The following is a 15,113-nucleotide window of genomic DNA, read 5'->3' on the forward strand; positions in this document are numbered from 1 at the left end:
ATTTGCTTAGAACAATAGGAAGGAGCTTATTTTATGTACAGCTCATTTTTAAATAAAGTTCGTTATTTACATAAGAAGTTGAAGTTTAAATTTAAAACTAGTAAATATTTAAAATCAGTTGTGATATCAGCTTTTGTGTTGGCAGTGACAATTCTTTCTTTTTCCTTATACCATAATCATGAAGTAAATACTAGGGCTTACATGGTTTACTTTGGTGGGCAAGAGATTGGATGTGTTCGTAATAAAGACAAAGTAGTTGATATATTAAAAGATATTGAGGAAAAATTAAGTGAAAAATATGGACTAGAAGTGGTTATAAAAGAAAATCTTGAATTTAAAGATGTGCATGCTGATAAAGAAAATTTAATAACTTATAGCAAAGTTGAGGATGCTATAACGTCAAATTTAACTTTTAATGTTTTAGCATATGCATTAAACGCAAATGGAAAAGACATAGCGATATTAAAAACTAAAGAAGAAGCTGAAGAAATAATAGAAAAAGTTAAAGAACCATACATAAATATGATGCAAGAAGAAGGTAGCAAGATTGAAGATGTTAGAATTGTTGAAGATGTGAATATAGTAAAAAAAGAAGTTCCTTTATCCAGTGTACAAGATTTTGATAAGGCGTTAGCTTTTATTCAAAAAGGTACAGATGAAGTGAAAATACATAAGGTTGAAAAGGGAGAAAGTTACTGGAGTATAGCTCATAAATATAATTTATCTGTTGAAGATTTAGAAAAAGCTAATCCAGGTAAAAATCCTGAAAAGATATATCCAGGTGATGAATTAAGCCTAATTGTTCCTAAACCATATTTGACTGTTGCTACTTATGAAGAAAAGAAGATAATAGAGGACATAAAATATGATGTCAAAATAGAAAAAACCGATTCTCTATATAATGATGAATGGAAGATAAAGCAAAGTGGAAAATTTGGGAAAAAAGAGGTAACAGCTAAGATAGAGAAATATAACGGTATAGAGGTAAGTAGGGAAATAATAAATGAGGTTATACTTTCGCAACCTGTTACTCAAATTGTTCTTCAAGGTACAAAGACACCACCTCCTAAAATAGGTACGGGAACTTTTATTAGTTTACCTACTAGGGGAACCTTAACATCTGGGTTTGGAATGAGATGGGGGAGAATGCACAATGGCATTGATTTAGGTGCTAGAATAGGTACAGCTATTTATGCTGCTGACGGTGGAGTTGTTACATATGCAGGTTGGATGGGTACATATGGTTACATGGTAGAAATTGACCATGGCGGAGGATTTAAAACTAGATATGGTCACTGTAGTAAGATATATGTAAAAAAAGGTGAAAAGGTATATAAAGGCAAGATTATTGCTGCCGTAGGGAATACAGGGAATAGCACAGGCCCACATTTACATTTTGAAGTTAGAAAATATGACGTTCCTCAAAATCCGTATAATTATTTAGGAAAACAATATAGGTAAAAAAGACTTAGGTTAACCTAAGTCTTTTTTTTACCTACAGTTAAAATTAAAACGGCTCTTTGTCAATATTTGGGGTGGGATTTTTTTAAATCACACTCCATTACTATTTTTAGCTCTAATTTTTGCATTTGGTTGAGGAGGATAAAGCTATACGTATTTTTGGGTGCACTTAAATAAACCTAGCTAAAATGTAGGTTTCATATAGGTATTTACTTTTTAGATATTTATCTAGTACAGTGAAGAATCCTATTACGGAACCTATGAAAGTTTTTAAGCCCAAAAGATATTCGTTTCAATACCTTAATCTTATTATTAAAACCTTCAGTTGGACTATTAGTATAACCATATTTAAAAGCATTTTTAATCTCTTTATACCATCTTCTATATGTAGCTGCACATTTTTCAAACTCTGGTATTCCAGAGTTTTCTGCATTTTCAATCCATTGAGCAAATTCTGTACATTGATAAGAATATTTATTGCTTTGACAGATTTCATAAAACCACTCTTTAAGCTTATGGGCAATACGTAAGTCATCATTATATAAAAGCATTAAATCAACAGCTTCTTTATTCTCATTCTTAAGCTTATAGTAACGAGTTAGAATTAATTTTCTGCTTCGCTTATAATATTTTCTAAGGGTGGTAGACATAGATTTCTGAATACGCTTTCTCACATTTTCAATAGCCCAAGTTACATGCCTAATAAAGTGGTATTTATCAATAATAATTTTAGCTTTAGGGAAAAACACTTTGGCTAAGTCAACGTAAGGCTGCCACATGTCACAGACGAAGAACTTTACCTTATTTCTTTCCTTACGAGAAAATCGCCTAAAATAGCTTACAAGGGCACTTTGATACCTATTAGGAATAATATCTAAAACCTTATTTTTTTCCCCATCAACAAGAATACATTGATATTTTCCAGTCTCTGCATTACCTTTAAATTCATCAATACAAAGAACCTTAGGTAATGTAGGAACATCATAATTAACATAATTAAAAATACGAATAACAGTAGAAACAGAAACATTGGCAACTTTAGCTACAGAAGTTAGGCTAGTTAACTTAGTAAGCTCTTGACAAATAAAAAATGCCAACCGGTTAGTCATGCGGTGATAGCGAGGCAGAAAGTCATAAGACTCATAAAATCTCTTTCCACAAGAGCAAACATATCTTCTTTTACGAAGCACAAGGTAGGTGTGCTTAAACTGAAAAGGCAAATCCTTAATTGTTTGTTCTCTATAATCGTGAATTTTAGAAGTTTTAGCACCACAAGCAGGACAAGTATGTTCTTTTGGATCGGTTGTAATATGGATTTTAACAAAAGAATCACCATGTGATATTTTAGTTATTTTAACCCCTTCTAAATTTAATAATTGTGTGATAAAATTAGATTGCACTTGTGAATAAACCTCCTTTGTATGTTGTTTTTTCCAATTAACATTTTAGCAGGTTTATTTCGCAAGTGCATTATATTTTGGGAAAATAAATGTTAGGGCACATCTTTCTCTACCCCAACATTTATTATAGAACCATTAAAACTTTCTAGTGAGTAATATCAAAACTATAATTAAAACTACAAAATCGCTTCCAAATAATGTGCTTTTATTTGGAGACTTACTAATTGGTGGGCTATTATCAATTGGAGGGTTTGAAGGAATTTTTTCATTAGACGATTTAAATAGTTTTTCTAAGTTTAAAATTCCCATTCCTTGATTTTCATATTTATCTTTTAAGTCAACACATGAATTCATAATCATATATTTAACCTGTGATGGAGTTAAGTTATTATTTTTGCTATAAAGTAATGCTACTGCACCTGATACTAATGGAGTAGCCATTGAAGTACCGCTTAGAGCTAAATAACTATCTAAGCTTTTGTTTGATAAAGACATTATGTCAACACCTGGAGCAACAATATCTGGTTTTTTAATACCTTCTTTTGTCGGCCCTCTACTAGAGAATGGAGCAATAAAATCATCATCAAGTTCAGGAGTTTTGTTATCGTCAACAGCCCCAACTGTTATAACATTTTTACTATTTCCAGGCGATAATATAGACATTTGTGAAGGACCACTATTTCCTGCAGCAACTACAACGGTAATTCCTGATCTAACTGCTGCTTCGACAGCCTTACAAAGAGGGTCAGATTTACATGAATTAGTTGCAGGACTTCCTAAAGATAGATTTAGTACTTTTGTATTATAATCATTTTTAGTTTCAATGACCCATTGTATTGCAGAAACTATGTCTGAAGTGTTACCACTTCCAGTTTCATCCAAGGCTTTAACAGCTAAAATATTAACTTCAGGTGCAACACCTGCGTACTTTCCTCTTGATGCATATCCATTAGATCCTATAATTCCAGCCACATGAGTTCCATGCCCATTATCATCATATGGTTTAGTTCTATCATTTATAAAATCTTTAAAACCTATTATTCTATTTTTAGGTTTGACCAAATCGCTATGAGGAATTATTCCTGTATCTATAACTGCAACGGTTATTCCTTTACCTGTATAACCTAATTCATGTGGTACACTAGTTTTAATTGAAGAAGTAGCGACATCTAATAATGCAAAAACTTTTGAATCAAAGCTGATATACTCAATACTTGGATCTTGAGCCAGTTTATCTATCGCTTCTATAGGCATACTACAAGCTATTCCACTTACTAAAGGAAGGTTGTATTTAATTTTACCTGCCATATTAAATACCAAGTTATTGAGCTTATCGTTATCGTTATCTTTACTTCTTATAATTACAGGAATTTCTTCTTTAGATTGAGTGTGAAGTTTTGCACTTAATACTGGACATATTTTCATCTCTTTATCTTTTTTCATAAAATCACCTTCCTATGATTCAATCTATGCAGATAAGTAGTATATGGTTACTAATCTAAAACTTGAATAAAATTTAAAACTTGAGGCGATTTAAGACTTAAGGTCTGGTAATTAAAGTGTTGAATTTATTTACTTATATATTGCATAATTTCTTTTCTAAATTAATATGATATATTAAGGTGCATATGTCGAAAAATATCGATATAAAGAAATAATTAAAATATATTGAAAAATTCTGTTGAAAAATATATAATATAAATTGTGTATATATTTTATAATTAGTTCACATTTTTTATTTAAGTTAAAAATAATAGAAAAAGGCACACCTATCGAAAGGTAGGGTCGCAAAGCCATGGGTCTAAGGAGCAAGCTCTATGACTGCCAGGTTGCCTATTTATGTTATATATTAATTTATTGTGTATTATATATAATAAAAAAGGCACCTGAAAAGGTGTATATTTTTTTTATAAATAGATGAAAATACTAAAGAAAGGGACTAAAATTATGTTTCAATACGCAGAAAAATATGTGGAGTCAAAGCTTCAGAATTATGAATATTATAAAAAATTAAATGATATTGCTAGAGAAACTATAAAATCTTTATTAATTACAATAAACTTAAAAGATATTTATACATATTCTCATTTATTTAGGGTATCTGACTATGCATGGATGATATCAAAAGAACTTGAATTTCCACATGATAAATGTGAAGAAGTAAGGTTTGCTGGACTTCTTCATGACATAGGTAAAGTTGGCATAAGTGGCAACATATTGACTAAGCCTGATAAATTAAATAATCGAGAATTTGATATTATAACCAATCATCCTGTTTTTGGAGCTGACCTGCTAGAATGCTTAGGCTTTTCAGAAATTATGATACAATGTGTTAAATTTCACCATAAAAGATTTGATTTAAATGGATATCCTAAAAATGTGATTTGTAGAAAACTTCCTATTGAAGTTGCTATTATTCAAATTGCTGATGCTTTTGACGCTATGACAACAAATAGAACATATAAAAAAGCAATAGACATAAATGAAGCTTTAATTGATATAAGAAAGAATAATAATACTCAATTTCATCCAGCTGTTGTTGCTGCAATGATATCTTTATGTAATAAAAAAGTTGATAATATTTATAAAATAATTAATAGTTCAATTGAACAAATATATAGTATTTTATAAAAAATAATATAAGCTAACAAATAAGAGATTATTGGTATACCAGTAATCTCTTACTTATTTTTAATAATCAATTTAAAATTATATAGTTTTATGGTAATATGATATAAAAAGAATAGATATCTACTATGTAATTTCTTTAAACATTAAGAAATAATAGTTTCTATATAGAAATACAGTGGAGACGAGATAGTATGATAAAAAAATTTTTTGGCATTATTTTAATAACCATAGGAATTATAGGACTTATACTTCCTATTATGCCTGGATGGTTATTTATTATTCCAGGAATAAAGCTAGCTTTTCCAAATTTTACACCATTGATTATAAGATATATTAAAAACAAGAACAAAAGCTTTAAATAAACAATTTTATTTGTTTTTAGAGAGTTAAAAATCACCAATGAAGTTTACATAATTATATGATATAATATTGACATAATGTTTACATTCCCTCATATACATAAGAAATAAGAAGGGGGAATGTTTCTTATGAGGTTAATCAAAAATAAAGGGGTTATATCCTTTATTATAGCAGTTATTTTTTTATCTATTATAATAGTAAGTTTTCAAGGATATTTTAAAATTTCACTTTATCCTTTATTTAGAAATATAGAAGCTAACAGGATATTGTGGAATACAAGAGATTATTATACATTAGAAACAGATCATTTTATAGTAAAGTATCAAAAAATGGATGCAGAAATAGCAATATTAACTGCTGAAATTGCTGAAAAGTATTATAATAATGTATGTAAAATGTTTAATTATTATCCTCAGAATAAAAGCAACATTATTATTTATGACAATTCAAGTGATTTGCTTGACAATGTTAGACTAAAACAGCAAGAACCTCCAATGGGGGTATATTATGGAGGTATAATAAATATACTCTCCCCTGAATTATGGATAAACTCTTCTGATGACTTTAATATTGTATACGAAAAGGATGGACCTATAGTTCATGAATTTACTCATCTAATTGTAGATGATATAACTAAAGGTAATTATCCTATGTGGCTTACAGAAGGAATAGCTCTGTATACTGAATACAAAATTACTGGATTTGAATGGGGAAAGGATTTGCTAATTGATAGTGAAGTATCATTAAAAGATTTGGAGCAGAATTTTCAAGATATAAGGAAAGATATAGCTTATAGAAAATCCTTTGAGGTAATAAATGATGTATCAGAAAACTGGGGATTTGATAAAGTAAATATGATGTTGAATATCCTTGGAGAAGGTAAAAATATGGACAATTCTATAAAGGCAGTATTAAAAATAAATTTATATGAATTAAAATAAATGAGAAAATTGCATAATAAAGCACTTTATTATGCAATTTTCTCAAATATAAGAATGATGATTACTAATATTAACTAATTATTATAGCCTTTAACTTTAAGGGGATAGAATTAAAGGTTAATAAAAGTACAAAATAATAGATTAAATTATAGTATAATTAAACGTGGGGTGATGGATATGAATAAAAGGATTTTAGTTGTGGACGATGAAAAGCCCATTGCTGATATATTAAAATTTAATTTGCAAAAAGAAGGATATGATGTAGTAGTTGCATATGATGGACAAGATGCTATAATTAAAGCCTTTGATGCTGAACCTGATCTTATACTTCTTGATGTAATGCTTCCTAAAAAGGATGGATTTCAAGTTTTGAAGGAAATAAGACAGAAACTTAAAATACCAGTACTTATGTTAACTGCAAAAGAAGAGGAAGTGGACAAGGTTTTAGGATTAGAGCTTGGCGCAGATGACTATATAACTAAGCCATTTAGTATGAGGGAGCTTATAGCAAGAGTAAAGGCTAATATTAGAAGAATGGATTATTCAAATTCTACAAAAAATGGGGATATTATAGTATGTGGCGATTTAATTATTGATTTAAATAAATATGAAGTAAGAAAAAATTCTAATGTAATTGAATTGACATTAAGAGAATTTGAATTATTAAAATTTTTAGCTACTAAAAGTGAACAAGTATTTACAAGAGAACAGCTTTTGGAAGAAGTATGGGGATATGAATATTATGGAGATATAAGAACAGTAGATGTTACTATAAGAAGGCTGAGGGAAAAAATAGAGGATAAATCAGGGAACTACAAATATATACTTACAAAAAGGGGAGTTGGATACTACTTCAGGAGGGGCTAACCGATGTTTAAAAGTATTAGATGGAAGTTCATAGTAGTATATTTTCTTTTGGTTTTTATTGCTATGGTTATTATTGGTGTATTTATCATAAATAGTTTTGAGGAGTACCAGATAAGTCAGATTACAAAAACTATGGAGGGACATGTTGAGAACGTTGTAAGGTCATCAACTCCTATTTCTAAAGATAATTGGTATGAAGTAAAGGAAGAAATTCAAAGTTCTATTAATAAAGATTTTCCTTTTAATAACACAGAAGTATTGTATGTTATTAGTGCTTCTGATATTCCAACTATTATTGCTACTAACTCAAGAAAAAATGAAAAATTAATTGGTACAAATGCACTTGTATGTGACGCTTTAAATCCTAATTTATTATTAAAAGCTCTTGATGGCGAAAAAGCTGATGGCTATCATAAAAAATTAAACGAATCAAATGCATTAGTTAAACATCTTGCCTATCCAGTTATTGATGAGGTAGGTAAGGTTAAAGGTGTAATGTATATAACCTCTGATTTGGAAGATATGTATAAAACGATTAATGAGTCTAAAATAATACTAACTAAGGCGACGATATTAGCTTTATGTATAACTGTATTTTTAGGATTTCTTATTGCTAGTAGTATAACAGGCCCTATTAAAGACGTAACTGTGAAAGCAGAAAAGATGGCTAAAGGCGATTTCGATCAGTTTGTTGAAGTAAAATCAGATGATGAAATTGGACAACTAGCAAGTATGTTTAATCACTTAACTTTAAAACTTAAAGAAACCATTTCTGAGATGTATCGTGAAAAAAGCAAAATGGAAACTATTTTTAATTATATGGCTGATGGATTACTTGCTGTAGATATAGATGGTAATATTATACATGCAAATCCTGTTGCACTTGATATATTAAAAATTGATATTGAAAAAATAAACGATATTAAATATGATGATCTTATAAAAAATACTAACAGTAATATGCGTCTTGAACGGCTGAAGAAAAAGTGGAAAGGTAACGAGATTATTGAAATTGATGGGTCTATATACAGAGCAAAATATGCTCCATTTAGAAATGATATGAATGTAATTGGTGGGTTAATAATTGTCTTACAGGATGTAACTGAACAATATAAACTTGAAAATATGAGAAAAGAGTTTGTGGCCAATGTATCTCATGAATTAAAGACTCCAATAACTACTATAAAAAGTTATACTGAGACTTTGATGAATGGAGCTATAGAAGAGAAGGAAATATCATCACAATTTTTATCAGTAATTGATAGTGAATGCGATAGAATGACTAGAATAGTAAGAGATTTACTTCAACTTTCAAATCTTGATTATAACAAAGTAAAATGGAAAAAGACGTCATTACAAGTTAAGGATTTGCTAGATGATGTAATATTGAAAATGAAAATAGCAATAGAGGAAAAGAATCATAACTTGCATTTAGATGTAAAACCTCAACTTCCAAGTATATATGTTGATAAAGATGGTATAGAACAGGTTATACTAAATATATTATCAAATGCAATAAAATATACACCTAATAATGGTGATATATATATAATAGCTTATAAGCGAGGGAATGATATAATAATAACTGTAAAGGATAATGGTATAGGTATTCCTGACGAAGATAAAGATAGAATATTTGAAAGATTTTATAGGGTTGATAAGGGAAGGTCAAGAGAATTAGGTGGAACTGGCTTAGGACTTTCTATATCCAAACAAATAGTTGAAGCTCATAATGGAAGAATTGTAATGCGAAGTAAATACAATATTGGAACTGAAGTAGACATTATACTCCCTATAAAAAATTAAATATCTACGTGTAATTCAATTTTAACTGGGCTGTAATACATCTGTAATATTAATGTTATATAATTAAATTGTGGAATTATATACATTGTAGTTAGGAGGTATGAGGATGCTCAAAAAGGTGCTTGCAGGAACGTTTCTAATGGCTTTTATTGTTATTAATGGAGTTTCAGTATATGCAGATGATACTGATATTCCTGATAATGTAACACCTATAGTCAATATAGAGGATGCTAATATTGATAAAGAGCAAGTTAACCAAGTTAACTTAGAAGACCAAGATCTGAAAATTGATATGGAAAATGCTGATAAAGTAAAGATACTTGAACCTGATGATAAACTAATAACAACTGACGAAGTGATTTTGTTATCAGGCAAAGGTACAGAAGGAACAAAAGTATTGATAGAAGTTTATTCTATCCCTGAATTGGTAAGAAATGATTTTGACTTTGACAATCTACCTGAGAGTGATACTTATATTTTATCTTTCGATAAGATTATTAAAATAGGGCCTTCAGGAGTATTTGGAGAAGAGTTAGAATTAAAACAAGGGTTAAATAAGATTGTAATTTATGTAATAGAAAAGACTACTGACGAAGCTAGTGAAGATGAAATTAATGAAGACGAAGTTAGTGAAGATGAAGCTAATGAAGATGAAGCTAATGAAGATGAAGTTAGTGAAGAAATCAATGTAGAAGAAATATCTAATAAAGAGATAATGGAAAAACAAGATACTGAAGAAGTTAGTAGTGATTCTGAAGTGAATAAAAATGATAGTAATCTTGATACAGAAAACATCTCTGAAGATATAGAGAAAACAAAGGTAGTAGAAAAATACGTCTATATAAAAGATATTTCACAAGCCAAGGAAAATTTAGACAGTATAAAAGAACCAGGGTCAAGTCCAAAGTTAGATATTCCTTCAAAATTAGATTAATATGGGGAGTAGTATAGTAATATCTTTCGGAGATGATAATAAATGAATAAGGAAAGGTTTAAATCTTTATTCTTATTTTGTTTAGTGCTTATAAGTATTTTCCTTACGCAGCAGTTGTGGATAGAAGTTCCTGAAGACCTACTCTCCTCTTTTATAAAAAGTTCAAAAGAAGAGAATCAAGATTACGTTATTTCAGATGCAATTTATCCAAAAGAGTATTTGATAAATTTTGGAGGGAAGAATCATACAATTTTGTATTCAGACATTAATTATGAATTGTGGGAAATTGGGAGAAAAGTTTTAAAGGATTTATTTTCATCAGATGATATAAAGATAGAGACTATAAGCAGTGAAGATTTTAACATGGGTAGTCAAAAACGCTCTATCGATTTTTATTTTTCAGAAAAAATGCATACTTATATGCTTGCTAAAATTTTAAATGTGAAAATTGATAATTCGTTTCATAAAAGCATTGATTCTATAAATAATATACATTTTTATTTAGGGCAAAATGCATATATTATTTTTAGTGATGGTGAAAAAAATATAAAAGTAAGTAATACAGAAATAAACATTGATGAAATGAGAAAAATTGTTGACAATATTGAAAATAATGGATATACATATTATTATCCAGTAAGAGATTTTTTAGAAATAGATAATGATATTTATATTTCATTTAACATGAAGGAAAAAATACCACCTATATATGTTAAAAGTGAAATAGATGTAGATTATAGCAAACAAGTTGATGAGATCGCAGATATTTTTTTTGATAAAGATTTAGATTATGTAAGAAAAATAGTTGAAAATAATGGTTCAATTATATATGTGTATGACCAGCAAACTCTAAAGATATATGAAAATGGATTAATTGAATTTTTTAGTTCGATAGATGAACCGGTTAATGAAAGAAATTTATATACTTCTCTTAATACTGCTATTGAGTTTATATATAAACATATGGGGTTTCCAAAAGGTTCATATATTTCGGATATTAAAGAAATAGAATATGATAATAATAAAGGTTATAGTTTTATTTTTACTTATAGTATAAATGGCATACCTGTAGTTACTAACGATGAAATAATACCTAATTCTATTGAAATAGATGTTTTTAATGAATACGTAAAAGGGTATAGAAGATTTGTTAGAAAAAGTGTAAATAATTCTATTGCTTCTATAGAAGAAAATAGTACAATATTGTCTTCTTTTGATGTATGGGATAAAAATTATGATTTTATTCAAAAAAATCAAAATGAAAATAAAAAAATAAGTAAAGATAATTCAGAGATACAAGAATCTGAGAATGCGATAGAAAACTCTATCAAGGATATTTATTTAGCATATTATGACCCTTGTGAGATAAGTAATGGACAAAAAGTCGAAGGTGTATGGGTTATAAAAGTTGATGATGTTAAATATGCTTTTGACATATATGATGGAGAGCTTGTTCATGAGTGGAAGTAGAGTGACAAGAGTATGATTTGGATGGTGAAAAATTCATGGATTGGTCAAAAGCTAAAAATATATTAATAATAGCGTTTATAATAACGAATTTATTGCTTGGATATGCATTAATACAAGCGAAAAAAATCCATCAGCCTTCTTTGACGGATGAATTTGTAGAAAATGTTAAAAATCTATTGATAGAAAAGAATATTAAAATAGAAGGAGAAATACCATTAGATTTTTCTACATTATCTCTATTGACAATAGAGTATGAATATTATTCTCCTGATAAATTAGCTGCTATTTTATTAGGAGAATATAAAAAGATAGATATAGATGGAGTAGAATATTATAAAAATGAAGAGGCTGAGTTTACAATTTTAGATAATAAAAAAATAGTTTATGAAAGAAGTAGTGATGGCAATAACGAAAAAATCCCCGATAAAATTAAAGCAATAAATATAGCAGAGGATTTTTTAAAAAAAAATGGTTTTTCTATAGAAGATATGAAACTTAGTGATGCCCGTGAAAGTGAAGATGGATTTTTTTTGGAATATACTAAAATTTATAAAAATATTTATGTAGAGAAAACTTATACAAAATTTTTAATTGATTCTCAAGGAGTAAAAAATTTTGAAAGATATTGGATAAATGTTATAGAATCAAGTGAAAATAATGTTGAAATAACACCTGCTCCTAGAGCTTTACTATCTCTTTTAACTATGAAAGAATATTATGGTAAAACTATTGAAGATATTAGTATATGTTATTATTTTGATCCTACAAAGCATTTAATTTCAGGGAATCCTAATAATGCTAAAATGGGGAAAGCTGCTCCTGCTTGGAGGATAAAATTTAAGACAGGAGAAAAGATATTTTTAGAAGAATATTAAATTTAATATGCAATTTTTCAAAATAAAATAGAGGATTTTTCTTAAAAAAATAGAAGAAATAATAAGATTCTTCTATTTTTTTTGTGTACAGTTTATGTAATTAATACAAGGGCAAAGTCATGGTAATTTATAATTTGAAAGATTTATTAAAAATGAAGATATAATAATTGTCTATCAATAGTTTACAGGAAAGTGAGGTGACTTATACTGACATATGTCAGTTTAAATCATGGATAAAATTATTGTAGAAGGTGGTAATAAGCTAAAAGGTAAAGTTGATATTAGTGGATTTAAAAATGCAGCATTACCCATAATAACTGCAACTTTGTTATGTAATGATAAATGTACTATTGAGAATGTACCTTTTATAAGGGATGTAATATGTTTGAAAAACATAATGGAAGACTTGGGAGCCGATATAAATTTTGATGAAAATGGTATTATGACAATAGAAACGAGCAATATAAAAAACTGTATAGCTACGAGTGACGAGGTAAGAAATATAAGGGCATCATATTATTTATTAGGAGCAGGATTAAGTAGATTCAAAGAGGTTGAGGTATTATATCCAGGAGGATGTAATATTGGAGTAAGGCCTATAGATCAACATATAAAAGGGTTTAAGGCTCTAGGAGCTGAAGTTGAAATAGATCATGGGATTATAAAATGTAGAGCTAATAAATTGGTCGGTAATAGAATTTATCTTGATGTAGTAAGCGTAGGTGCAACAATAAATATAATGCTTGCTGCAATTTTGGCTCAAGGGAAAACAATAATAGAAAATGCAGCAAAAGAACCACATATAGTTGATTTAGCAAATTTTCTTAATGCTATGGGTGCAGATGTAAGAGGTGCTGGAACAGATATTATAAGAATAAATGGAGTAGACGAACTCCATGGGTGTACATATAGTGTAATTCCTGATCAAATAGAGGCAGGAACATATATGATTATAGCTGCTGCAACTGAAGGAGATGTCCTTATCAATAATGTTATACCTAAACACTTAGAGCCTATTACTGCAAAATTAAGAGAAATGGAAGTAGATGTCGTTGAATATGGTGACTCCATACGAGTTTCAGCTAACAAGAGCTTAAAAAGTGTAGATATAAAAACTTTACCATATCCTGGTTTTCCAACAGATTTACAACAGCCAATGACTGTACTACTTACGAAAGCACATGGTGTTAGTACGGTAACAGAGACTATTTTTGAAGGAAGATTTAAATATATAGATGAATTAAAAAGGATGGGAGCAAATATAAAAGTAGAAGGTAGAACAGCTATTGTAGAAGGAGCTAAGAAATTAAGCGGTGCAAAAGTGGCTGCAACAGACTTAAGAGCTGGTGTGGCATTGGTAATTGCAGGACTTATTTCTGAAGGTATAACAGAAATAGAAAATGCTTACCATATAGAGAGGGGTTATGAGAGAATTACAAGTAAGTTATTAAATATAGGAGCAAAGATACGAAAAGAGTAGAAAAGCTGAAGATTCTTAATTCAGCTTTTTCTATTGTTTTTTTTGTGGTATAATAAAAACATGAATTTTTTAGAATATTTGGAGGATAATATGACTTTACAATTTTGTTCACTATCAAGTGGTAGTAGTGGCAATTGCCACTATATAGCTACTGAAAAGATAAAGATATTAATAGATGCTGGGCTAAGTGGAAAAAAAACTAAAGAGCTATTAGAATCTATAGATGTAGACATAGAAAGTATAGATTGTATCTTGGTTACCCACGAACATATAGACCATACCAAGGGTGTAGGGATACTATCTAGAAGATATAATATACCTATATATGCTAATATGAAAACTTGGAAAAGTATGTCAAGGGATATAGGAGAAGTGAAAGATGAAAATATACGAATTTTTAATAGTGAGTCAGAGTTTGAATTAGGTGATTTGGGGATACTTCCATTTAATATTTTTCATGATGCAAGTGAACCTGTTGGATACTGTTTTTATCATAATGGTATTAAAATTAGTATACTTACAGATACTGGTTGCGTAAACGAAGAAATAGAAAAGAAAATATCTGATTCTTCTCTTTTGATGCTGGAATCAAATCATGATGTTGAGATGCTTAAAATGGGAAAGTATCCATGGTTTCTTAAAAAAAGAATAATGGGTGCAAATGGACACCTTTCAAATGATGATGCAGGTAATTTGCTAACTAGAGTATTAAAAGGTAATAATGAAAAAGTACTGTTAGCTCATTTAAGCAAAGAAAATAATTTTCCAGAATTGGCATATCAAACAGTTGCTAATATATTAAATGATGTGGGGTTGGATACTGATAAAGATGTATCTCTAAATATGACATATAGAGACAAACCAACAAAAGTGTTTAATTTATATTAG

The 15,113-nt window shown here is 28.9% G+C and carries 13 protein-coding genes and 1 riboswitch; of the genes, 11 read left to right on the forward strand and 2 right to left on the reverse strand.

Translation table 11 applies throughout. The features are described 5' to 3' along the window. The first annotated feature begins 33 nt into the window (after positions 1–33). Positions 34–1,461, forward strand: coding sequence for a peptidoglycan DD-metalloendopeptidase family protein (locus tag ACZ41D_RS01575; RefSeq protein ID WP_464152174.1), 1,428 nt, complete (start codon positions 34–36; stop codon positions 1,459–1,461). Between the two features lie 224 nt (positions 1,462–1,685). Here ACZ41D_RS01575 and ACZ41D_RS01580 read toward each other — a convergent pair whose 3' ends face one another. After that, positions 1,686–2,861 (reverse strand): ISL3 family transposase, encoded by a 1,176-nt coding sequence (locus ACZ41D_RS01580; protein ID WP_464152175.1) that lies wholly within the window; start codon positions 2,859–2,861, stop codon positions 1,686–1,688. Between the two features lie 135 nt (positions 2,862–2,996). Further along, entirely contained in the window at positions 2,997–4,304 is a 1,308-nt protein-coding gene (locus tag ACZ41D_RS01585) for a S8 family peptidase (RefSeq protein WP_464152176.1), read from the reverse strand. Between the two features lie 309 nt (positions 4,305–4,613). Next, a riboswitch (cyclic di-GMP riboswitch) is annotated at positions 4,614–4,698 on the forward strand. Positions 4,699–4,778: 80 nt separating this feature from the next. On the opposite strand from ACZ41D_RS01585, the gene ACZ41D_RS01590 reads away from it, so the two are divergent. From ACZ41D_RS01590 to ACZ41D_RS01635, 10 genes are all read left to right on the forward strand, one after another. After that, on the forward strand, positions 4,779–5,492 hold the full coding sequence (locus ACZ41D_RS01590) for an HD-GYP domain-containing protein (protein WP_464152177.1): 714 nt from the start codon (positions 4,779–4,781) through the stop codon (positions 5,490–5,492). Positions 5,493–5,683: 191 nt separating this feature from the next. Beyond that, positions 5,684–5,854, forward strand: a complete 171-nt coding sequence (locus ACZ41D_RS01595) for a hypothetical protein (protein ID WP_464152178.1) — start codon at positions 5,684–5,686, stop codon at positions 5,852–5,854. A gap of 126 nt (positions 5,855–5,980) precedes the next feature. Continuing rightward, on the forward strand, positions 5,981–6,793 hold the full coding sequence (locus ACZ41D_RS01600; protein WP_464152179.1) for a peptidase MA family metallohydrolase: 813 nt from the start codon (positions 5,981–5,983) through the stop codon (positions 6,791–6,793). A gap of 177 nt (positions 6,794–6,970) precedes the next feature. After that, positions 6,971–7,660, forward strand: coding sequence for a response regulator YycF (yycF, locus tag ACZ41D_RS01605; protein ID WP_464152180.1), 690 nt, complete (start codon positions 6,971–6,973; stop codon positions 7,658–7,660). 3 nt (positions 7,661–7,663) lie between these two features. Further along, complete coding sequence (locus ACZ41D_RS01610; RefSeq protein ID WP_464152181.1) at positions 7,664–9,466, forward strand: HAMP domain-containing sensor histidine kinase; 1,803 nt, start codon at positions 7,664–7,666, stop codon at positions 9,464–9,466. A 106-nt stretch (positions 9,467–9,572) separates the two neighbouring features. Beyond that, positions 9,573–10,400 carry a hypothetical protein gene (locus tag ACZ41D_RS01615; protein ID WP_464152182.1) on the forward strand — a complete coding sequence of 276 codons (828 nt, stop codon included), beginning with the start codon at positions 9,573–9,575 and terminating at the stop codon, positions 10,398–10,400. 42 nt (positions 10,401–10,442) lie between these two features. After that, on the forward strand, positions 10,443–11,870 hold the full coding sequence (locus tag ACZ41D_RS01620; protein WP_464152183.1) for a hypothetical protein: 1,428 nt from the start codon (positions 10,443–10,445) through the stop codon (positions 11,868–11,870). 17 nt (positions 11,871–11,887) lie between these two features. Next, a complete protein-coding gene (locus ACZ41D_RS01625) occupies positions 11,888–12,745 on the forward strand; it encodes a two-component system regulatory protein YycI (protein WP_464152184.1) in 858 nt (285 codons plus the stop codon). 229 nt (positions 12,746–12,974) lie between these two features. Next, complete coding sequence (locus ACZ41D_RS01630) at positions 12,975–14,225, forward strand: UDP-N-acetylglucosamine 1-carboxyvinyltransferase (protein WP_464152185.1); 1,251 nt, start codon at positions 12,975–12,977, stop codon at positions 14,223–14,225. Positions 14,226–14,315: 90 nt separating this feature from the next. After that, a complete protein-coding gene (locus ACZ41D_RS01635) occupies positions 14,316–15,113 on the forward strand; it encodes an MBL fold metallo-hydrolase (RefSeq protein WP_464152186.1) in 798 nt (265 codons plus the stop codon).

This window comes from Brassicibacter thermophilus (assembly GCF_055378355.1).

Excerpts from the sequence above, each read along its gene's own strand:
- ACZ41D_RS01575 (WP_464152174.1), top strand. The coding sequence starts at position 34 with ATGTACAGCTCATTTTTAAATAAAGTTCGTTATTTACATAAGAAGTTG.
- ACZ41D_RS01585 (WP_464152176.1), bottom strand. The coding sequence starts at position 4,304 with ATGAAAAAAGATAAAGAGATGAAAATATGTCCAGTATTAAGTGCAAAA.
- ACZ41D_RS01590 (WP_464152177.1), top strand. The coding sequence starts at position 4,779 with ATGAAAATACTAAAGAAAGGGACTAAAATTATGTTTCAATACGCAGAA.
- ACZ41D_RS01595 (WP_464152178.1), top strand. The coding sequence starts at position 5,684 with ATGATAAAAAAATTTTTTGGCATTATTTTAATAACCATAGGAATTATA.
- ACZ41D_RS01600 (WP_464152179.1), top strand. The coding sequence starts at position 5,981 with ATGAGGTTAATCAAAAATAAAGGGGTTATATCCTTTATTATAGCAGTT.
- yycF (WP_464152180.1), top strand. The coding sequence starts at position 6,971 with ATGAATAAAAGGATTTTAGTTGTGGACGATGAAAAGCCCATTGCTGAT.
- ACZ41D_RS01610 (WP_464152181.1), top strand. The coding sequence starts at position 7,664 with ATGTTTAAAAGTATTAGATGGAAGTTCATAGTAGTATATTTTCTTTTG.
- ACZ41D_RS01615 (WP_464152182.1), top strand. The coding sequence starts at position 9,573 with ATGCTCAAAAAGGTGCTTGCAGGAACGTTTCTAATGGCTTTTATTGTT.
- ACZ41D_RS01620 (WP_464152183.1), top strand. The coding sequence starts at position 10,443 with ATGAATAAGGAAAGGTTTAAATCTTTATTCTTATTTTGTTTAGTGCTT.
- ACZ41D_RS01630 (WP_464152185.1), top strand. The coding sequence starts at position 12,975 with ATGGATAAAATTATTGTAGAAGGTGGTAATAAGCTAAAAGGTAAAGTT.
- ACZ41D_RS01635 (WP_464152186.1), top strand. The coding sequence starts at position 14,316 with ATGACTTTACAATTTTGTTCACTATCAAGTGGTAGTAGTGGCAATTGC.